Origin of the sequence: Acinetobacter sp. YH12200 (assembly GCF_013418175.1) — a bacterium.
Taxonomy (GTDB): domain Bacteria; phylum Pseudomonadota; class Gammaproteobacteria; order Pseudomonadales; family Moraxellaceae; genus Acinetobacter; species Acinetobacter pseudolwoffii.
Genome location: NZ_VPCO01000004.1, coordinates 159,829 through 180,171, shown reverse-complemented (window position 1 = coordinate 180,171; position 20,343 = coordinate 159,829). Strand labels below are relative to the sequence as shown.

18 protein-coding genes and 2 rRNA genes are annotated in these 20,343 nt (G+C 42.1%); 18 read left to right on the top strand and 2 right to left on the bottom strand.

The genetic code is table 11. The annotated features are described in order from the left end of the window. The 9 genes from FTU90_RS04060 to hisC all read left to right on the top strand — a co-directional run. A 23S ribosomal RNA gene (locus FTU90_RS04060) occupies positions 1-179 on the top strand; the annotation flags it as partial. A gap of 199 nt (positions 180-378) precedes the next feature. Further along, positions 379-493, top strand: a 5S ribosomal RNA gene (gene rrf / locus FTU90_RS04055). A gap of 288 nt (positions 494-781) precedes the next feature. Next, positions 782-2,233: an RNA polymerase factor sigma-54 gene (locus FTU90_RS04050; protein WP_159138542.1), complete on the top strand. Its 1,452-nt coding sequence runs from the start codon at positions 782-784 to the stop codon at positions 2,231-2,233. 183 nt (positions 2,234-2,416) lie between these two features. Next, on the top strand, positions 2,417-2,749 hold the full coding sequence (gene hpf, locus FTU90_RS04045) for a ribosome hibernation-promoting factor, HPF/YfiA family (RefSeq protein ID WP_159138543.1): 333 nt from the start codon (positions 2,417-2,419) through the stop codon (positions 2,747-2,749). A gap of 133 nt (positions 2,750-2,882) precedes the next feature. Beyond that, positions 2,883-3,134 (top strand): BolA family iron metabolism protein IbaG, encoded by a 252-nt coding sequence (gene ibaG / locus FTU90_RS04040; RefSeq protein WP_004730742.1) that lies wholly within the window; start codon positions 2,883-2,885, stop codon positions 3,132-3,134. Between the two features lie 7 nt (positions 3,135-3,141). Next, positions 3,142-4,398, top strand: a complete 1,257-nt coding sequence (murA, locus tag FTU90_RS04035) for a UDP-N-acetylglucosamine 1-carboxyvinyltransferase (protein WP_005172524.1) — start codon at positions 3,142-3,144, stop codon at positions 4,396-4,398. Further along, positions 4,398-5,099, top strand: a complete 702-nt coding sequence (gene hisG, locus FTU90_RS04030; RefSeq protein WP_004646025.1) for an ATP phosphoribosyltransferase — start codon at positions 4,398-4,400, stop codon at positions 5,097-5,099. Before murA ends, hisG begins: the two co-directional genes overlap by 1 nt. 186 nt (positions 5,100-5,285) lie before the next feature. After that, positions 5,286-6,587 carry a histidinol dehydrogenase gene (gene hisD / locus FTU90_RS04025; protein WP_081273097.1) on the top strand — a complete coding sequence of 434 codons (1,302 nt, stop codon included), beginning with the start codon at positions 5,286-5,288 and terminating at the stop codon, positions 6,585-6,587. Between the two features lie 151 nt (positions 6,588-6,738). Beyond that, entirely contained in the window at positions 6,739-7,830 is a 1,092-nt protein-coding gene (gene hisC / locus FTU90_RS04020) for a histidinol-phosphate transaminase (protein WP_159138545.1), read from the top strand. 119 nt (positions 7,831-7,949) lie between these two features. On the opposite strand, the gene FTU90_RS04015 is transcribed toward hisC, so the two are convergent. Beyond that, the gene (locus FTU90_RS04015; RefSeq protein WP_159138546.1) at positions 7,950-9,281 is read right to left on the bottom strand and encodes an anthranilate synthase component I family protein; all 1,332 of its coding nucleotides are present in this window, start codon (positions 9,279-9,281) and stop codon (positions 7,950-7,952) included. Between the two features lie 259 nt (positions 9,282-9,540). Here FTU90_RS04015 and FTU90_RS04010 point away from each other — a divergent pair, with 259 nt between their 5' ends. The 6 genes from FTU90_RS04010 to FTU90_RS03985 all read left to right on the top strand — a co-directional run bounded on the left by FTU90_RS04010 (position 9,541) and on the right by FTU90_RS03985 (position 17,632). After that, positions 9,541-10,581 (top strand): DUF6160 family protein, encoded by a 1,041-nt coding sequence (locus FTU90_RS04010; RefSeq protein ID WP_159138547.1) that lies wholly within the window; start codon positions 9,541-9,543, stop codon positions 10,579-10,581. 188 nt (positions 10,582-10,769) lie between these two features. Further along, a complete protein-coding gene (locus FTU90_RS04005; protein WP_005095859.1) occupies positions 10,770-11,603 on the top strand; it encodes a C39 family peptidase in 834 nt (277 codons plus the stop codon). 34 nt (positions 11,604-11,637) lie between these two features. Beyond that, positions 11,638-12,843, top strand: coding sequence for a hypothetical protein (locus FTU90_RS04000; protein WP_159138548.1), 1,206 nt, complete (start codon positions 11,638-11,640; stop codon positions 12,841-12,843). A 12-nt stretch (positions 12,844-12,855) separates the two neighbouring features. Then, entirely contained in the window at positions 12,856-14,520 is a 1,665-nt protein-coding gene (locus tag FTU90_RS03995) for an OmpP1/FadL family transporter (protein WP_005095864.1), read from the top strand. 7 nt (positions 14,521-14,527) lie between these two features. Further along, positions 14,528-15,679, top strand: a complete 1,152-nt coding sequence (filE, locus tag FTU90_RS03990; protein ID WP_180071964.1) for a putative pilus assembly protein FilE — start codon at positions 14,528-14,530, stop codon at positions 15,677-15,679. Positions 15,680-15,700: 21 nt separating this feature from the next. Then, the gene (locus FTU90_RS03985; protein WP_159138550.1) at positions 15,701-17,632 is read left to right on the top strand and encodes a hypothetical protein; all 1,932 of its coding nucleotides are present in this window, start codon (positions 15,701-15,703) and stop codon (positions 17,630-17,632) included. A 66-nt stretch (positions 17,633-17,698) separates the two neighbouring features. Here FTU90_RS03985 and FTU90_RS03980 read toward each other — a convergent pair whose 3' ends face one another. Then, positions 17,699-18,247: an NUDIX hydrolase gene (locus FTU90_RS03980; protein WP_167381261.1), complete on the bottom strand. Its 549-nt coding sequence runs from the start codon at positions 18,245-18,247 to the stop codon at positions 17,699-17,701. A gap of 123 nt (positions 18,248-18,370) precedes the next feature. On the opposite strand from FTU90_RS03980, the gene FTU90_RS03975 reads away from it, so the two are divergent. From FTU90_RS03975 to tsaB, 3 genes are all read left to right on the top strand, one after another. Beyond that, the gene (locus tag FTU90_RS03975; RefSeq protein ID WP_005095870.1) at positions 18,371-18,979 is read left to right on the top strand and encodes a CoA pyrophosphatase; all 609 of its coding nucleotides are present in this window, start codon (positions 18,371-18,373) and stop codon (positions 18,977-18,979) included. A 24-nt stretch (positions 18,980-19,003) separates the two neighbouring features. Then, positions 19,004-19,531: a gamma carbonic anhydrase family protein gene (locus FTU90_RS03970; protein WP_373683528.1), complete on the top strand. Its 528-nt coding sequence runs from the start codon at positions 19,004-19,006 to the stop codon at positions 19,529-19,531. A gap of 136 nt (positions 19,532-19,667) precedes the next feature. Continuing rightward, the gene (tsaB, locus tag FTU90_RS03965) at positions 19,668-20,333 is read left to right on the top strand and encodes a tRNA (adenosine(37)-N6)-threonylcarbamoyltransferase complex dimerization subunit type 1 TsaB (protein WP_005095873.1); all 666 of its coding nucleotides are present in this window, start codon (positions 19,668-19,670) and stop codon (positions 20,331-20,333) included. Positions 20,334-20,343 lie beyond the last annotated feature (10 nt).

Below are 20,343 nucleotides of genomic sequence, written 5' to 3'. Positions count from 1 at the left end.
TGTTCGGAAGGGATAACCGCTGAAAGCATCTAAGCGGGAAGCCTACCTCAAGATAAGATTTCCCTAGGACTTTATGTCCTCTAAAGAGCCGTTGAAGACTACGACGTTGATAGGTTGGATGTGGAAGTGCAGTGATGCATGAAGCTGACCAATACTAATTGCTCGTGAGGCTTGACTATACAACACCCAAACAGTTGTTGTATAAAGCTCGATTGATTCGATATTAAGCAAAATAACTTGATTTAGTGATCAAGCTAGTTAAACTAAACAAACTTAATTCAACACAAATATTCTGTTAATAACTCTTTTGGTAGAAAGCATTGGCATACACTGAAAAGTGACGAAATAAGACCAAAGCGAGTATCCATAAACAGTTGTGCTGGCGACAATAGCAAGAGTGAACCACCTGATCCCTTCCCGAACTCAGAAGTGAAACCTCTTTGCGCTGATGGTAGTGTGGGGTTACCCATGTGAGAGTAAGTCATCGCCAGCTCATTATTCGAAACACCCCCTGCATAAGCAGGGGGTGTTTTTTTGTGCGCGGAATTTATAGCAAAATTAAAAAGTAAAAATAATATTCTGAATTTACTCAAAATACCCCTTAGCGAAATCGTTAATGGGTATTTTTTGTTCTTGTAAATCAAATATTTGAGAATTATTAATTTGGGAAATATAAGAATTTGAAAGCCAGTTCGTATGTTTTTTGGTAAAACTGTGTTATAAAAATTAAAACGGCATAAAAATTGCTTATAGAACAAGATTTTTAATTAAGGGGGTTATAATGAGATTATCAGTGGGCTTAAAAATTGCGAACTCGCTGTCATTAACTCCACAATTGCAGCAAGCAATTCGGCTATTACAATTATCGAGTCTGGAACTGGAACAAGAAGTTCAACTGCAACTTGATAGTAACCCTCTATTAGAAAAAGTTGAAGAACAGATTACCCTTGAACGCTTATCGACACTTGAATCAAATAATGAACACAAAGACCTAACTAATGAACTCAATGCGGATCACCTTCCCGATGACCTACCTGTAGATACCGATTGGGATGATGTCTATACTCATCAACCTACCAGCTTAGGTGCGGCTGAATTCGAAGAGCGAGAAGACAATCGTCAAGGGCATCAGAGCTTACAGGAATATATGCTTGAGCAAATTAACCTGTTAAATTTTTCACAGGTTGATAAATTAATCGCTTATTGCATTGTCGATTCCCTGGATGACAAAGGCTTTTTAGATGCTGAGCTGACTGAAATTACTGCATCGGTACAACATCTTCTATCCTTGATGGGGAGTGAGGAGGAAATTGAAGATGATGAAGTTGCGGTCGTATTAAAGCATATTCAGCGTTTAGATCCGGTGGGTGTAGGGTCTAGAAGTTTGGCAGAATGTCTGTTGGTTCAGCTTGATCATTTACCTGCCTCAACGCCTTGCCGAAATGATGCAATCAAGCTTCTACAACATTATGAATTACTGATTAGTAATGAACTGCCAAAATTAATTAAACAAACCGGGCTAAATCCAGAGCAGTTACGCTATGCGGTAGATTTATTAAAAACTCTGAAACCTCACCCGGGCTTGGAATTTGAAAATAAAGAATCGGATTATCAGGTGCCAGATGTTGTGGTCATGAAAAAGAATAACGCTTGGCATGTCAATTTAAATCCGGATGTACTGCCAAAATTACGCGTCAATCCTTTCTATGCCAAAATGATTCGTCGTGCAGATCAAAGTGACGATAATCAATATTTACGTAACCAGATGTTAGAAGCAAAAAATTTCATTAAAAGCGTTGATGAGCGGCATAAAACATTATTAAAAGTGGCAACCTGTATTGTTGAACATCAGAAAATGTTCTTGGAAATTGGCGCTGAAGGGATGAAACCTTTGGTTTTAAGAGATATTGCCGAAGAAGTAGAATTGCATGAATCGACCGTATCTCGTGTGACCACCAATAAATATATGCTGACACCGCGTGGTTTATTTGAATTAAAATATTTCTTCTCGAGTCATGTGGGCACGACTTCAGGTGGAGAGGCTTCATCTACTGCCATTCGTGCCAAGATCAAAAAACTGGTTTCTGAAGAAAATGCCCGTAAGCCTTTGTCTGATAATGCAATCGCCAATATATTGAAAAATGAAGGGATTGATGTGGCAAGACGGACGGTGGCGAAATATCGTGAATCGTTACATATTCCTTCATCTTCTGAGCGAAAGGTCTTGATCTAAAATTTAAAATCTGGCTATTCTAAAGATTCATTATGACAGCATAATGAATCTTTTTTCTTTTGAGGAACAGTGAAAATGATTTGAATCAGTGCTTAAAATACGATTTTTGAGTTATAAGTTGCTGTATTTAAATTATTTTATATTGTGACTCTTCTAATCCTAACGAAGGTGAGGGATAGAACTATGCAAATAACAATTCGTGGACATCATTTATCTATTACGCCAGCAATTGAAGAACGTATAAAAACCAAATTTTCACAAATGACCAAGCATCTTGATCAGGTGAATAGTATGCAAGTGAAACTCTCTAAAGATCATCAAATTGATAAACGCTCCAGAAAGGGCAGTAGTAACCATATCGCAGAGGCTATTATCAGATTACCGGGCATTGAATTTTTTGCCCATGCCACCGCAGATGATATGTATACGTCAATTAAAATGTTGACCGAAAAACTTAAACGGCAGATTGATCGCTATCGGGAAACGCATTTACAGCAGCATGCTTTGGCTTTGTAAAGGACAAATGATGAAAAAGAGGTTTTAAAAGCCTCTTTTTTTTATATATATAATGTATGGATCCATGAATTATTTTTGCTATTTATAGTAAAATGGCTCGTTTTACACCCTTAGTCCTATAAGAGGTCTTGTGATGAATAATGAACAGCTCGCTGAAATTTTAGAAGCCGCTTTTCCCGAGGCGGATGTTGCTGTGAGTGGTCAGGGCGGAAAATTTGATCTCCGTATTGTGGATGATCAATTTGAAGGTAAGCGTCCAGTTGCACGTCAACAAGCTGTTTATGCTCCTCTCAATGCCCATATTGCCAGTGGTGCAGTTCACGCAGTGACAATTCGAGCAATGACAAAAGAAGAATGGCGCAAAGCAAGCTTATTTGGAGCTTAATAAATTAATGGATAAATTTTTAATTCAGGGCGGTATCAAGCTCGAAGGTGAAGTGCGTATTTCTGGTGCTAAGAATGCCGCGCTTCCATTATTAGCAGCAATGATTCTTGCCGATACGCCAATTACGCTCAAAAATGTTCCTGATCTGAAAGATGTGAATACATTGGTGAAGCTAATTGCCGGTCTTGGGATCACCATGACTTATGAAGGTGATACCGTTACTGCGGATACCTCGACATTAGATAACCAGTTTGCACCATATGAGCTCGTGAAAACCATGCGTGCTTCTATTTTAGTGCTTGGCCCTTTATTGGCGCGCTATGGCAGTGCAAAAGTGTCTTTGCCGGGTGGTTGTGCAATTGGTTCACGTCCTGTTGATCAGCATTTAAAAGCGTTGGAAGCTTTGGGTGCAGAGATTGAAGTTGAAGCAGGCTATGTGCATGCCAAAGTCGATGGCCGTCTTAAAGGTGGCGAAGTCGTTTTCGATATGGTGACTGTCGGTGGTACAGAAAATATTCTGATGGCTGCAGTCTTGGCCGATGGTGTGACCACAATTCGCAATGCAGCACGTGAGCCTGAAATCACTGATCTTGCGCAAATGCTGATCAAGATGGGGGCCAAAATTGAAGGTTTGGATACCGATACGTTAATCGTGACTGGTGTTGAAAGTCTGCATGGCTGTGAATATGCAGTGGTGGCTGACCGGATTGAAACGGGTTCATATCTGGCGGCGGCTGCAATCACAGGTGGTCGTATCAAAACCACACACACAGATCCATCCCTCATGGAAGCTGTGCTGGATAAATTTGAAGAAATGGGCGCAGAAGTCACTCGTGGCGACGACTGGATTGAGTTAGATATGCTGGGTAAACGTCCGAAAGCCGTAAGCTTCCAGACCTTGCCACATCCAGAATTTCCAACTGATATGCAAGCCCAGATCATGGCTGTAAATGCCATTGCTGCAGGCTTTGCGACAATTTCAGAAACGATTTTTGAAAACCGTTTTATGCATGTTCCTGAGTTGGCCCGTATGGGGGCAAACATTCAGGTCGAAGGTAATGATGCTGTCGTAACTGGGGTAGAAAAACTTTCTGCCGCACCCGTAATGGCAACAGATTTACGTGCTTCTTTCTCTTTGGTACTGGCAGCACTTGCCGCTGAAGGTGAAACACTGATTGACCGTATTTATCACATTGACCGCGGTTATGAAAATGTAGAAGCAAAGTTACAAAGTTTAGGTGCCCAAATTAAGCGAGTAAATTAATGAGCGATATGAGAAACGATGATCCAAACTTTGACGTAATGGGCAATTTTGATCATGGTTTAACTTTGGCATTAAGTAAGGGTCGTATCTTAAAAGAAACATTGCCACTGCTTGAAACAGCAGGGATTAATTTACTGGAAGATCCGGATAAATCACGTAAACTGATTTTCCCCACTACGCATAAACAGGTTCGTATTTTAATTTTACGTGCTTCTGATGTGCCGACTTATGTAGAAAATGGTGCAGCCGATATTGGTGTAGCGGGTAAAGATGTATTGATGGAACATGGTGCGCAAAATGTCTATGAACCATTAGACCTGAAAATTGCGGTTTGTAAATTGATGACAGCTGGTAAAGTCGGGATGCAGCGTCCTAAAGGTCGTTTGAAAATTGCGACCAAGTACGTGAATTTAACCCGGCAATACTATGCCAGCTTGGGTGAGCAAGTCGATGTGATCAAGTTGTATGGTTCAATGGAACTTGCACCATTGGTCGGTCTGGGCGATTACATTGTCGATGTGGTCGATACTGGTAATACCTTACGTGCCAATGGTTTAGAGCCACTTGAAGAAATCTGTAAAGTCTCTTCACGTTTAATCGTCAATAAAGCCAGCTTCAAACGTAAGCAAGCCTTGTTAAATCCGATTCTGGCTCAGCTTGAAAAAGCAGTCGAAGAACGCGAAAAGGCAAAACAGGCTTAAAATTGATTGCTTAAGAAACCGCCCAATCCGGGCGGTTTCTTATTTCTCTATATATCAGATTCTATTTAAATCCTTTCATCAATTTTACCCAAAGCTATTTTCAATAAAACTCATAGAGCTAGAGCACTATGTCTGCCGACAAAAGCCTAGAAAACAGGTAAACTAAAGCCTTCGAATTCAAACCTGATGGGTAAATTGATGCGACGTTTATCGACCCAAGATCAAAACTTCAAGCAAGCATTTGCTGACTTGTTGGCTTTTGAGACTGTGAATGATCCTGAACTTTTAAAAACTGTAGATCAAATTATTGCTGATGTTCGTCAGCATGGTGATGCACATGTTCTTAAACTCACTCAACAGTTCGATCGACATCCGGCGCATCAATTTTCAGAGCTAGAACTGACACAAGAGCAGCTCAAAGCTGCCTTTGAAGGTTTAACGACTGAAGTTCGTGAAGCACTGGAATTAGCTGCAGCGCGTGTGCGTGAGTTTCACCAGGCCCAAAAACAAGATGGCTGGACTTATGTCGATGCTTTGGGGAATACGCTCGGTCAGAAAGTGACTCCACTGGATCGTGTCGGGATTTATGTGCCGGGTGGTCTGGCATCTTATCCATCCTCAGTACTGATGAATGCCGTACCTGCACATGTGGCGGGTGTCCCTGAAATTATTATGGTGGTGCCTGCCCCGAATGGTGAACTCAATCCATTGGTATTGGCTGCTGCATATTTGGCTGGCGTAACACGTGTCTTTACGATTGGTGGTGCACAAGCCGTTGCAGCACTCGCATATGGTACAGAAACCGTACCACCTGTCGATAAAATTACCGGACCAGGTAACCGGTTTGTGGCTGCAGCAAAACGTGCGGTGTTTGGTCAGGTCGGTATCGATATGATTGCAGGCCCTTCTGAGATTCTGGTCTATGCCGAAGGCGAGAATAACGCTGAATGGTTGGCGATGGACTTATTGTCACAGGCTGAACATGACACTGTGGCACAAGCCGTTTTCATTACACCTGATGAAGCACTTTTAGATGCTGTTGAAAAGTGGATTGAAAAACACTTAGAAGCATTACCGAAAGCAGATATTGCACGTACTTCAATTGAGAACCGCGGTGCTTTGGTATTGGTAAAAGACCGTGCTGAAGGTGCTGAGCTGATTAACCAAGTGGCGCCAGAACATCTCATGCTATGTTTAGATGAAGCACAAGAGATGGCAGAAGATATTCGCCATGCAGGCGCGATTTTCATGGGTCGTTACACCCCTGAAGCGATTGGTGATTATTGTGCCGGGCCAAACCATGTCTTGCCAACTTCAGGTACAGCACGTTTTTCATCACCGCTGGGGGTTTATGATTTCCAGAAGCGATCAAGCCTGATCATGTGTTCACAAGAGGGTGTTAAAACCTTGGCGAAAACAGCAGATATTTTGGCACAGCAGGAAAATCTAGATGCGCATGCGAGATCGGCGCGTTATCGTTATCAGTAATTAAAAATATAAAACCTCTCTCTAACTCTCTCCTACTAAGGAGAGGGGAAATATTATAAAGAATGAATATTCCTCTCTCTGAATGAGCTTTAAGCATTGTTTTAAAGTGAATGTAAGAGAGGTTAGGAGAGGGAACTTTGAGAATTTAAAAATGAATATCACCACAGAACAAATGCGTTTTTGGAGTCCTGACGTACGTGAATTAGAACCGTATACGCCGGGTGAACAGCCAAAAATCCAGAATATTTTAAAACTGAATACCAATGAAAATCCGTATCCGCCATCGCCTAAAGTGGTTGCGGCAGTGCAGCAGGTATTGGCCAATTCAGCTGATGTGCTGCGTCTTTATCCTGACCCTGATGCATCTGAACTTAAACAGGCCATTGCGAAACAGCAACATGTGCCTGTAGAGACGGTTTTTGTCGGGAATGGTTCGGATGAAGTTTTAGCGCACATTTTTAAAGCATTCTTTGTTCAAGAACAGCCATTGCTTTATCCAGACATCACCTATAGTTTCTATCCGGTTTATAGTCAGTTCTTTGGGGTGAAAACCAAAATTTTACCACTCAATGATGACTTTGAAATTGTGGTAGATGATTATAAACAAGCCAATGGCGGCATTATCATCACTAATCCGAATGCGCCAACCAGTATTGATCTTGGTTTGGTTGCGATTGAAGAAATTCTGCAAGCCAATCCAGATTCAGTGGTGGTGATTGATGAAGCCTATGTCGACTTTGGCGCTGAATCGGCAGTCAAGCTGATTGAGAAATACGAAAACCTAGTGGTATGTCAAACTGCATCGAAGTCGCGTTCTCTTGCAGGATTACGTGTGGGTTTTGCCATTGCTCAGCCACATTTAATTGCAGCACTTGAAGCAGTCAAAAACAGTTTCAACTCTTATCCGATGGATCGTTTTGCGATTGCGGCAGCGGTGGCTTCTTTTGAAGATCAGGAATACTTTGAGGCACAAAATCAGAAAGTCATTGCCAGTCGTGAAAAGTTGGTAGCTCAGCTGAATGAGCTTGGTTTTAAGGTATTACCTTCGAGTGCAAACTTTATTTTTGCCACATTCGTATCTAAAGATGCAGGTGAACTCGCGAGTGAGTTACGTGAGCGTGGTATTATTGTGCGTTATTTCAACAAACCTCGTATTAATCAATTCTTGCGTATTACGATTGGTACAGATGAGCAAAATCAGCGTTTAGTAGATACGCTAAAAAATGAGATTTTGTGTAATTAAAATCCTTTCTAGCCTCCCGTTTTAAAGGGAGGCATTCTCATCTTTATTAAAGGTGAGAAGCATTGCTGCGCAAGGGGGAGATTTGTAGTAAAAAGCGCATCTTAAAATTCACTTTTTATTTATTCAAGCTGATACCAGGTATTTAACAGATCAAGCATCGCTGAAACCTTATCAAAGCATTCTTGATATTCCGCATCACAATCTGAAGAAATGGTAATACCACCACCGGCCCATAAAGAAATATCTTCCTGATACTTTTGAATCGAGCGAATCAGAATATTCCAGGAGCCAGTGCCATCGAAATTGAAATAGCCCATAGAACCACAGTAAGCACCACGTGGTGCACCCTCAAGTTCTTCAATAATCTGCATGGCCCGAATTTTGGGTGCGCCTGTAATCGAGCCACCTGGAAGAGCAGACATGAGTACTTCAAAAGGATTGATATCTGCTTTTAAAGTCGCTTCAACTTCACTGACCATATGATGAACTTGATTGAAACTTTCAATACTAAATAATTTCGGTGTTTTGACTGAGCCTGTTTCGGCATAAACACTTAAATCATTACGTAATAAATCCACAATCATGACATTTTCTGCCTGATCTTTTTCTGAGGCTTTTAGGGTCTGCCTGGATTGTTCATCGAGCACTGGATCAGTAAAACGGGGCATTGTGCCTTTAATCGGTTTGGTAATAATTTTTCGCTTCGTTTCAAAATCAATGAACAACTCGGGTGAGCAGCTTAATAATTCAAAATCACCAATACGCAAATAACCCGCATAAGGCGCTTCGGTTAATGTCCAGAAGGCTTGGGCGGTTGCTAAGAGGGAACCTTGGGCGCGACCATTAAATTCTTGTGTCAGATTAATCTGATAGCAGTCACCTGTAATAATATAATCCTGAATTTTCTGAAATGCCTTGCTGTAGACCGTTTTGGTCCAGCGTGAAGTACAAGGGCTTATTAACTGAAACGTCGGACGAATTTTATTTTGATTAAGTAAGTTCTGAATATAATCGAAGATCTGCTCTGCCTCTGGATCATCACTATAGAACATCCATCCCTCAGAGCTTGGTTTAATATAGGAAGAAAATTGACCAATAAATAAACCAGGTTGAGAGCGGTCCGGATACTGAATATATTGCTGAGCCGCATAATCATAGCCAACAAAACCGACATAACCTCCATGAAATCCAGTCTTGTGAGGATTTCTTAATGCATCAATTTCTAAACTAAACTCAGATGATCTGAGTTGATATTGTTCAATTTCCACTCTTTGAAACGACTGAATATGTGATTGCTGCACAATAAAATATTCTTGAGCACAGCAGGCAATAAAAGGCTGACCATTATTATTTAAATACACCAGATGCCCCAATGTCTTTAATGCGGATAATACATCTGCAACCAGAGGTGATTTAAATTTTAAGGGGCGATGATAGAGAGCTTCGGTCATTCAGTTAAGCAGAGTTCAATATGACTCGCTATTTTATATCAAGAAGACAGGAAAATATTTTTAAATCATCAAATACCGTTTATCGGTAAGCATTGGATTGCGACCAACAACAGTTGATCAAATGATTGCTCGGAGATAACTTAGTTCTGCAAGCAAATTACTCAAGGAAAGATGCTTTGCGTTGTCAGAAAATAAAAAATACAGCGTGAACATTGAGTGATTCACAACCAAAAAAATACTACTCTTGGGAGAGTAAACAATGAAAAAATTCACAAAATTAGTTCTGGCGACTTCAGTTGCATTTAGTGCCAATGCGATGGCGATGCAAGCTATGGATGATGCATCTCTAAGCGAAACAACGGGTCAAGACGGTATTAGTATTGGTATCGGTATTTCAAAAATTGAAATTGAAAAGTTATTCATTCATGATACAGATGGTTATACTTCGCCATCAACTGCAACAGGTCCGGTACCACCTTCAGCACAAAACCCATTAGGTACGCCAGCATCTGCAGGTTGGGGGGGTACAACAACTGCAGGTTCTATTGTTATTTATGGTAATGGTATAGCGGGTGACAAGAATGAAAACCATGGTGTTGTCATTGGGGCAAACTATGATGACAATGGGGCTTACTTACTAACTACTCGTAACCTAGCAGATTTAACGATTGATTCAGATGCGGGCGGTGGCGATCCGTTCATTAACATTGCAGCTGAAGTTTCGGGCTTAGACATCAATATCGGTAAAATTGGTGTGCAAGCCACTGGTGATGAACCCGCTGCTAATGCAAATACTATTCGCCGTGGTGGTCAAGGCAAAGTTAATGACATTTTGTCGGGCTTAACTCTTAAAACAGGTCCTATGTCTGCAAATATTCAATTGGGTGCAGCACCTCAAGGTGCGATGATCAAGTTGAATGCGACTATGATTGGTGGTTTGACAATCAATAACTTGGGTATTCTTGATAATTCAACAGCTGGTGGAACAGTTGCTGCAGGTGTAACAACGTCTGGTCCGGGTGAAATCTTTATCGAGAGTATCAAGCTTACAGATGCTAATTCTAAAGATTTAACTTTAAATCAAAGTATTAGTGTATTTGGTGAGTCAGCTGCAAATGATGGCTTCATTCGTATTGTCAGCACAAGTGGTGCGCATGATAACTATGTACAAGGTATTCACTTAGGTAGTCGTAACGCAGCATCAATTGGTGATATGGAAGTTCAAGGAATGCAGACTTATTATAGTCCAGCGCCACAAGTATATGTACCAGGTGCAATTATTACGATTTCTGGTCACTAGTCTTCATAAAAAAAAGCGCGTGTTTACACGCGCTTTTTTTTATGACTGAATCATTTATCCAAAAAATAAAAAAAATGCTGTATTTTTTTGAAAAAGAAGGTATCTTTCTAGTTACAAGGAAGTAGAGTGAATGCTCTATAAAAAGAAAAATAGGCACATCATGCCCATTATAAGAAAAGTTAATAATTATGTTAGAGATCGCGTTGGGCTCGGCATTGATGTATTATGCTGCCAAAGAAGCTCTGGATATCAAAAAACAGCCAAATGGCGCTGTTCACTATACTGAAGTTCTTGATTCAAGAAATGACTCTTTTGTGCGTATGCACCGTGAAGCTGTACAAGTAAAGCCTGCACTTCTGGATCAATTTCAGGGCATTGTACGTCAAGCCTATGACTATAGTTGTGGTTCAGCCGCCCTTACCACCCTACTTAATGGTTATATCGGTACACAGCTAGATGAACAGCAAGTCATGAATGGACTGATGAAATTCGGCGAAACCGATAAAATTATTGAACGCCGCAGTTTCTCTTTACTTGATATGAAGCGCTTTGTCTCGGCTTTAGGGCTAGAAAGCGGAGGCTATCGAGGAGAGTTCAAAGATTTAGTTAATCAAGATCAGCCTGCTATTGTTCCAATTTCTTATGCCGGATTCAAACATTTCGTAGTTTATAAAGGCTATAAAAATGGCCGGGTGTATGTTGCAGATCCAGCACTCGGTAATATCAGTTTTGACGAGCGGCGTTTTCAGGATGTTTGGGAAAATAATACATTATTCCTGATTAATGTCCCTGAACAATATCGTAAAAACTTTCTGGCATTGAAAGAAGCCGACATGCGCCATGTGGAAGATGCCACGATTAATCGTTATGCCTTGGTCGACATGCAGTATCCACAGTTCTATATGGATAAAATTGCCGATAAAGCCTCGACGATCCGTATGGACCGTAATCGTAATATAGAATCAGAAAAATTTGGAGAATATCAATATAATTTCCTGAGATTGTATTACAAGAATAAATAAAACGAAAAATAGTAATAAAAATTAAAATGGTGAAATGGATATGAACAGTAAATGGATGAACAAGACGTTCTTGGCACTGAGCATTCAAATGGTAATGGGCGTTGCATTTGCTGCAGAAGAGCCGACACTGGGTGAATACGAAACGGTTGATGAGGAAGTTATTGTTGAAACTGCTGTACCTGTACAGGCCCAGACTGAGCAAGTGGAAACACAGGCTGCACAAGAGCCGGAACTCGGTGGATATGAAACAGCTGAAGAAGCAGTGAGTGAAACTGCCGCACCGGTAGAGGCTCAGACTAAACAAGTAGCAGATGCATCCCAAGCTTTACAGAAACAGGAAGGTGATGCTACCCAGGCAGCTAATCTGGAAGAAGTATTTACTTCAAATGAACGTCAGTACTCACTCATTAAAAAAGGTGATATTTCATCATATTACGATATCGATTATACCTACTATCGTGACACTCAACTTGATATTGAAATGGCTCAGGGTCAACTATATCAACTTCGTGTACAAGAGAATGCCACGCATAGTTTGACCAATACTTTCACATTCCAATATGGGGTGAAAGATAACCTGACCTTAACTGCATCCTTGCCTTTAGTGGCCAAGACCGACTTGTTAAAAGACACTTCGACTGCCGGACTAGGTGATATTAGTGTTGGGGCACGCTGGGAACCATTTCCATTAAAAGCTGGCCGTTTACCTTTAATTTTATTTGGTAATTTATCAACAAAAACGGGCGACAGTCCTTATGAAATCAATGCAGCGACAGATCTGGCAGCAGGGAAGGGCTATTACTCAGCAGGAGTGGGTGCCAGTACACGTAAATACATCGATCCGGTCGTGCTGTTTGCCTCCGTTTCTGCAAACTATGGTTTTAAAGAATCAGGCCTGAACCAGCGTCGCGGTTATCGCATTATTGAAGAGTTTGAACCGGGGATTAGTGGGGGGGTTGCATTCGGTTTCGCATACTCATTTAACTATGACGTTTCGATGACCATGTCCTATCAGCAAAGCTTTAATACGGGAGCTGAGTTTAGCTATAACACAGGAGAAAGCTACTCTGCCGCGGATCAGACCAGTTCCACCTTGGCAATTTCATTAGGGGTGCGAGTCTCTCCAGAAACGATTGTAAATGGTACCGTCGGCTTAGGGCTGACCGAAGATGCGCCTGATGTTTCGTTGGGGTTGTCATTCCCGCTTGATATTTTAGGTTTTGGTAAAAAAATCAGTTAATAGGGGTGTCGTATGAAAAACATTCGACTTAGCCCGTTATTAACAGGAATTATTCTTGCGGGCTGTTCAAGTTATACCTTTGCACAATTGGGAACCAACCTTTCGGTTGATTTACGTGCATTGTCCATGGGGAATGCAGTTACGGCGGATCCCCCGGGAGTCAATGCCATTCACTTTAACCCGGCTGCTCTAACTAAAATTGATGGTTTGCAAACCGAACAGCAGATTATTGTGGCGAATTTTGATATCCAGCGGGAGTTTACAGTGCCGGCTGGATATAACGTATTTGGCTATTCTGATGACCCTATCGTCTGTAATGATGGACCGGAAGTTTCATCTGATTTATGTACTGATTTTAAAGGGCCGGTCAGTGGTGATGTGGAATATGTCAGCCTGTATGTCCCTTTTCTGAAAAAGATGGTGGATTTAGGCGAAGGTCTCCCTTTGGCTGCGCCCACCATGGGGATTGCTTATAACCCGCCTGGTTCTAAAGCGACCTATGCAACAGCGGTATATGCGCCTTTAGTCGCTGGTTTCGGTCATGAAGATGGTAATCCGGCAAACTTTATGGGCCAGCAAGTTGCTTTGGAGCGGATTACTTACCTGTCTCCATCGATTGGTTATGAGGTCAATGACCAACTGTCCATTGGTGCTTCTGTCGGAATGTCCTATCAAGCCATTGGGATGAAAACAGATTTACGTTTCCCGAATGAGCTGATCGGGATGTTGCGTATGATCGATGAAGTTGTCTGTACACCATTTAAAGAAAACTCCGACATTATTACCGATATTCTGTTGCTGGGGATCTGTAATGCGGATGAGGGAATGAACCCATTTGGCAAGTTTGGTCAGATGCAACTGGAGCTTGAGCAAAACTTAAGCCCAAGCTATAACCTCGGGATATTGTGGGAGCCACGCGAAGATTTCAGTTTTGGTATGGTCTACCAAAGTGCGGCAAAAATGCGCTTAAAAGGTAAATATCATATTGATAATGCTAAAGCACCACAGGAAATGATCAAGGGTTTAATGACTTCACCGACGGGTCAGATTCTGGCAGCAATTCTTGGGTTTCCTAATTATATTCCATCCAGTGAGTCTGGTTTGGTGTCGATGGATTTTGAATATCCGGCGCATTTTCAGGCAGGTATCAAATATAAAGTCATGCCAGATTTGCAGGTAAATTTTGATATTGGCTGGACAGACTACAAGGTTTGGGATGAGTTTAAGTTCGAGTTTGACCGTACCATTTCAGCCTTAAAAATTGCCAAAATCTTGTCTGCTAATGTCACTGATTCCACGTTGGCTTTGCCGATGGGATTCGAATCGCCGTGGAATTTCGGAATCGGGATGGAGTATTCCGCCACCGACCGTTTAAAACTTCGCGCAGGTTATGAGCCACGAACCAGCGCTATTCCAAAAAATAAGCGCAATACGATGGTTCCTATTAATGGTGCACAGCTATTTGGATTAGGTGTGGGTTATCGTTTTGATGCAGATACTGATTTGGATCTCTCGATTGGTTTCTTGCGCAGTAAAGATCAAATTCCAGCAAATACCAGTAGTTTAGCCAACCAGACCGGCGTGAATAACCTGTTATTAAACCCATATGCAGGTTTAAACGTGAAAACAGATACCAAGATTACCATTTTAGGTTTGAACTATCGCACTCGTTGGTAAGGAAGAAATGATCAAGACAGAAAAAATTGGATTGAAAGTGGTACTGGCATTAAGTCTGGTACCCTTATCTTTTTATACAAGCGCCAGAGAATTTATTACCATTATTGGTCCAGATGGGCGACCATTAGTCGTGCCACGTAATCATAACCCACAGAAAAAAACAGAAGAAAAATCTCTAGCATCGAAAAAAATAGCAGTTGCAGTGGTTCAGTCACCTCCTGTAAAGCAAAACTTAGAAACAGTATCAGCCCTAGAAAATAGACCAGCAGAACTTAAGTCAGACCATAATCTGGTTGTACAACCAGTACAACCAGTACAACCAGTACAACCAGTACAACCAGTACAACCGCAGATTGTGAAAGAACTGACAGAATCTAAGCCATTAATAAGATCTGAAACCCAATTGACTCAAATGCCTAAGGCCATGACACCCGCTTCAAGCCCGATGCTACAGAAAACCGGATTCAGTCAGATTGAAGGCGTGGACTATGTGGACAGTGAATATCTTGAGAATAAAGAATTTAATCTAGAAGGCAGGAAACGTTTCTACAGTATGCCCGAGGGCGTGGTAGATAAAAATATCGGCTCTACCCGAATCCAGACCATTGAGCGTGAAAAAGGGCTTGGCCAATCAGTATTAAAATCCTTATTTAAAACGCCTACACTGGATACAGGTCCAGTGGTGCTGGCACAAAGTTATTACCGTATTTCACAAGCTGAAACTAGAGAGAGTTTGGGAAAACAGTGCTTTAATGACAAAAAAATCAAAAAAGCCAAACAGATCAGCCTTAAAAAAGAAGTCAATTTATGGCCTCGTGCGCCTTTGAAAGCAGATGAGTTTGATTTTGAAGTCGTGCAATTACAGTCTGATATCAAGAATATTCAGATTAACTCTTATGCTTCACGCCAAAAAAATCCTACTTATTATTGGCCTTTTGTGGTCTTTTTAGACAATAGAGGCTGTGTTCTGGAAGGAGCGGGTGGTTTTAAAAACCAGGAAGGACAAGCAAATATTATTCAACATGAGCGTATTGAAGGCATTATTCAGATCCCTGCGCAAAGTGAGTATGTGTTATTGACGCCTTTAGCCTCAGCAATCGATGTTGAAGACAAGATGCTCACTAATTATGGACAACTAAAATTAGTCGCCATTCGATAAGGACTATTCGAGTATAACAAGATGAAAAATAAAATATTATATCCATTTGCTTTAACTACACTTTTGGCTGCACTCGCAGGATGTGGTGGGGAGAGTGCCAATGTGATTCCAGAAAAAAATAATGAAGCCACGACCAATGGAACCTGTACAGCAGGGACAGATAATTGTGTGGAATGGGGGCTTGAATATCCGCTGGATGGCTTGAATTTTAATTGTAGTGGCGATAAAGAAAATACCTTCATTACTCTATTTGATAGTAATGCTGGCGTGGCATCCGGAACCTGTCAAAAGACGGATGAGGTTGAATTTTATATTCAGAGTTTTAGTTCAAGCAAAATTACTCTCGGCAAACTTAAGCTGAGCGATTATGCCACCTTTAGTACCCAGACTCAGCTCCCACGTTTAAGTGTGGTCGATATTGCAAAAGGAATTACTGGACGTCAGGTAAATAACTTAGATCAGAATGATCCTACAGTTCAGGTTGCCATGCGTCTGGTGAAAATTCTGCAAGCTCTGGCGATACAAGAAGGCCGTATTGTGAATCCAACGGATGTGCAGCCTTTGTATATTACCGAAGAAATGCGTAAAGACTTGGCTAAAGTGAGTGGAAATATCAGTCTGACGGATGCTAACTTCGCCACAAAAATTAAGGATTTTATCGATGTTGACCAGATTTCTGATGAAGCTGCTTTTGCTACAGTGAAAAAACTGGTAACCATTGCCAATGCCGCGGTTTATCAGCCGGAATTTTCACTATTTTCAACCTCCGGTGTGATTGGTAGCATCCAGTCGGGTTCAGATGGACTGGTGGGATGCAATAAAACACCTTGTGATATTAAAGATCAGAATACCAAACATCTATTTGGTCATTTTATGCTAATCACAGACCGTCAGGGTTATACCTTTGGCAGTGGCCTGCAATGGCGTGATAGCCAGTTAAAACTGCCCGCAAAAAATCTATCTTCACTGGGTGGAATTAATGCTGAACTCATTCGTAATGTGAAACCTGCACAAATGACGGCCGATCCGCAAAGTTCATGGATTCATCCTACCAGCAAAACGATTACTGCACCTTATCGTTTAAATGTCGCAAATAACGCTACGCCACTTGAACTGTATCGGGGCAGTTTGCTGAATGATTATGTGATTGCGGGTAAAGAAGCTTTTTATAAGATGGTCACTGGGAAAACACAGCTGGATGCATCTGATCAAGCCAGTTTAGGGGCATGGCGTCTGGATGCGGATGGTGATCAATATAATGGAAGTGTTGATTTATATAAAATTTTTCCAATCAGCTATCTGGATCGTGCGGTATTTAAAACAGAGCAGAATGTAGCCAGTGGGGAGAAGTATATCTTCCCGATGTATGCCAATCTGGAGTTTAAGTTTAGTGATACGACGGTCAGTCCAGTCACTTTGGGGATTGTGATTGATAGTAATGGTGATGTGCGAACCAATATGCAATCTGAGAATAATCTTGCGACCGACCCAATAACAGGCTGTGAGGGCGATGTGCTTGATAACAATTTATTATTGAATGGCGTACAGCAATACCGGCTTGGAACTTTAGGCCGTGCATTTGTTCGTGATAAATCGGTTTCGATGCGTCTGATTTTGGCCAATGTAAAATTAGGGGATTTGAATGGTGCATTGGTTGGGGTCGATTCACGCATCCAGTCTTCACCAAATTCAAATGATTCGATTGTGATTGGCGGTGCTCTGCTGAATTTGTCCAATGTACTGGATACTGCTGCCGGTCAGAATGGGCGGGTCACCTTCCTGAATTCGGTCGGAGACGGCGTGCAATGGGCCAATACCTATGCCAGTTTCCAGAAAATTTATAACAATAATAATGAGGATGAAACGCCTGACGATATTGGTCTGGCCAAACGAAGCGGTGGGTCTGTTGAGTTTAAACTTGCAGATTGTTATCGCGTCAAAGCTAAAGCGTAATGTCCCATAAATAAAAAAATCCCATCTGCGTATGGGATTTTTTTATGCGCGCTCAATCTATTGGATTTAACCGGTATGATCCAGACGCGAACCTAAGGTTTCTAAATGCATCGGGAAAATATTATTTTTACGGTCTGCAAAATAATGTCTTAGTGTATGTTCTACACTTGGGAAAGCCAGCTCGGTCCACGGAATATCTGCTTCATCGAATAAACGTGCTTCGATGGTTTCCTCACCAGCACCAAATTTTCCATCAATCAGATTGGCTTTGAACAGCACATAAATCTGGCCAATACGCGGAATGTTATACATACAGTACAACTGCTCAATCTCCACTTCGGCTTCAGCTTCTTCACGGGTTTCCCGTGCAGCACCTTGCTCCATGGTTTCAAACAGTTCCATATAGCCGGCAGGTAAAGTCCATAAACCGTAACGCGGTTCAATGGCGCGGCGGCACAGCAGGACTTTATTGTCCCAGAGTACCAGCGCGCCACAAATGACTTTTGGATTAATATAATGAATAGAGCCACATGAATTACACACGCTGCGGATTTGTTGGTCGCCCAAAGGAATTTTTTCGGTCGTTTTATGTCCACAATTCACACAGAAGTTCATATTCATCATCAATGATAAAAGTAAGCTCAGGATAACTGAAAAATCAAAATTTGGCATCATTTCTATCCCGCTGAATCAAAAATCAGCTATGATGAAATTATGATCATGGCTAGGGCTGAAAGAATGGATGCGCGTGAGTTGACACAAAAGTTGCAGCAACGATTACGCTTTTCCAGGCGTATTCGATCTGCGCATGCTGCCGTGTTGATTGCGATCACCGATGAAGCTGATCCCAAAGTATTGCTGACCCGCCGTTCGGCCTATTTGAATAATCATGCCGGAGAGGTTTCGTTTCCGGGTGGCAAGCGCGATCCACAAGATACCAGCAATATTGTCGTGGCTTTAAGAGAAGCCTATGAGGAAACGGCATTAAATCCCTTTGATGTGCAGCTGATGGGGGACTTGCCCATGCAGAAAGCCCGTAATGGCATGCTGGTTAAGCCGATTGTCGGGCTGATTCCGCCGCAAGTGCAGCTGATTCCGCAACCAACGGAAATCGACCGGATTTTCTTTGCCTCATTGCAACATTTGCTTGAAGCCACGCCCACACCTTATGAAGTCCGCTTTGCCCAGCAATCTTTATATTTTCCAAGTATGCGGGTAGAAAATGAAGTGGTCTGGGGATTGACGGCACGTATGCTGATTTCTTTGTTCCAGTATGGATTGGATTATAAAAAAGACTGGCCATTCCTGCTCAATTCACCAAGTTTTAAACGCTCCAAATTTTTTTAACCATTGAACAGGATTTTATCAATGTTGTATAAATTTCAGGGACACACACCGACTGCTACACAGCAGCCATGGGATGGCTGGGTCGCACCAACGGCAACAGTAATTGGACAAGTCGAACTCGGGCAGCAGGTCAGCATCTGGTTTGGTGCTGTGGTACGGGCAGATAACAGTAAAATCAAACTGGGTGATTTCAGCAATGTGCAGGAAAATGCTGTGCTGCATACCGATGCCGGTATTGAGATGCAAATTGGAAATTATGTCACCATCGGACATCAGGCCATGCTACATGGCTGTACCATTGGTGATAACAGCCTGATCGGGATTCAGGCGGTGATTCTGAATCATGCGGTGATTGGCAAGAATTGTATTATTGGTGCCAATGCCCTGATTCCTGAAGGCAAGATCATTCCGGATAATTCGGTGGTGATGGGTTCACCGGGCAAAGTGGTGAAAACGCTGGATCAAGACAGTATTCAAAAGCTGAAAATGAGTGCCCTGCACTATGCCGGGCATTTTCAGAAATTTCAGGATCTGGAACAAATTCAGCTTTAATACGATGTTCTAGAGAATCATGATAAGCCTAGAATTTTCTAGGCATTTTTGTATCTGTTTCGGGAAAATCTCGCGTAGCGGATATGAGTGGAGTATTATATCCGCGTTTTTTATATTCTCTGAATTAAGGTTGTGCATGAAAGTGCTGGCATTGGAGACTGCCAATGAGCAGTGTTCCGTCTCTGTGATCGATGATACTCAAGAACTATTTTTTCAGCTTGATGCGCGCGCCAAGGCACAAACGCAAACGATTCTCCCAATGATTGAACAAGGTCTGCAAGATCTTGGATTGACGATTGGCGATTTAACCGCGATTGCTTTTAGTCGTGGTCCGGGTTCTTTTAGCGGCGTGCGGATTAATGCCGCAGTCACGCAGGCGCTGGCCTGGTCAAATGATGTGCCGGTGATTCCGGTGTCGACTTTACAGGCCTTGGCGCAGGCAGCTTACCGTGTACATGGTTTAAGCGAAGTTTCTGCCGTGTTAGATGCACGCATGAGCGAAGTTTATATCGCGAGCTATCAACTGGATGCAGAGGGGATCATGCAGCCGGTCGATGAAGAACAATTATTAAGTTATGCCGAAGGCAGTCAGGCTGTTCGGTTTACGCCGGTGGGCTCTGGTGCTGAGCTGGTACAAACTGAAACTTCAATGTATAAAAATGTGCATGCGACCGCACAGGATATTGCCAGCATCGCACGTGCAGCAGCACACACAGAAAACTGGGTCAGTGCAGAATTGGCGCTGCCGGTCTATTTACGTGATAACGCGTGGAAAAAAATTCCTGAACAAGGCAAAGCATAATTAATTAGGA

Excerpts from the sequence above, each read along its gene's own strand:
- hisD (WP_081273097.1), top strand. The coding sequence starts at position 5,286 with ATGGGTAAATTGATGCGACGTTTATCGACCCAAGATCAAAACTTCAAG.
- FTU90_RS03985 (WP_159138550.1), top strand. The coding sequence starts at position 15,701 with ATGAAAAATAAAATATTATATCCATTTGCTTTAACTACACTTTTGGCT.
- FTU90_RS04000 (WP_159138548.1), top strand. The coding sequence starts at position 11,638 with ATGGATATGAACAGTAAATGGATGAACAAGACGTTCTTGGCACTGAGC.
- hisC (WP_159138545.1), top strand. The coding sequence starts at position 6,739 with ATGAATATCACCACAGAACAAATGCGTTTTTGGAGTCCTGACGTACGT.
- FTU90_RS04015 (WP_159138546.1), bottom strand. The coding sequence starts at position 9,281 with ATGACCGAAGCTCTCTATCATCGCCCCTTAAAATTTAAATCACCTCTG.
- ibaG (WP_004730742.1), top strand. The coding sequence starts at position 2,883 with ATGAATAATGAACAGCTCGCTGAAATTTTAGAAGCCGCTTTTCCCGAG.
- FTU90_RS04005 (WP_005095859.1), top strand. The coding sequence starts at position 10,770 with ATGTTAGAGATCGCGTTGGGCTCGGCATTGATGTATTATGCTGCCAAA.
- FTU90_RS03995 (WP_005095864.1), top strand. The coding sequence starts at position 12,856 with ATGAAAAACATTCGACTTAGCCCGTTATTAACAGGAATTATTCTTGCG.
- FTU90_RS03975 (WP_005095870.1), top strand. The coding sequence starts at position 18,371 with ATGGATGCGCGTGAGTTGACACAAAAGTTGCAGCAACGATTACGCTTT.
- filE (WP_180071964.1), top strand. The coding sequence starts at position 14,528 with ATGATCAAGACAGAAAAAATTGGATTGAAAGTGGTACTGGCATTAAGT.
- hpf (WP_159138543.1), top strand. The coding sequence starts at position 2,417 with ATGCAAATAACAATTCGTGGACATCATTTATCTATTACGCCAGCAATT.
- hisG (WP_004646025.1), top strand. The coding sequence starts at position 4,398 with ATGAGCGATATGAGAAACGATGATCCAAACTTTGACGTAATGGGCAAT.
- tsaB (WP_005095873.1), top strand. The coding sequence starts at position 19,668 with ATGAAAGTGCTGGCATTGGAGACTGCCAATGAGCAGTGTTCCGTCTCT.
- FTU90_RS04010 (WP_159138547.1), top strand. The coding sequence starts at position 9,541 with ATGAAAAAATTCACAAAATTAGTTCTGGCGACTTCAGTTGCATTTAGT.
- FTU90_RS03980 (WP_167381261.1), bottom strand. The coding sequence starts at position 18,247 with ATGAACTTCTGTGTGAATTGTGGACATAAAACGACCGAAAAAATTCCT.
- murA (WP_005172524.1), top strand. The coding sequence starts at position 3,142 with ATGGATAAATTTTTAATTCAGGGCGGTATCAAGCTCGAAGGTGAAGTG.
- FTU90_RS04050 (WP_159138542.1), top strand. The coding sequence starts at position 782 with ATGAGATTATCAGTGGGCTTAAAAATTGCGAACTCGCTGTCATTAACT.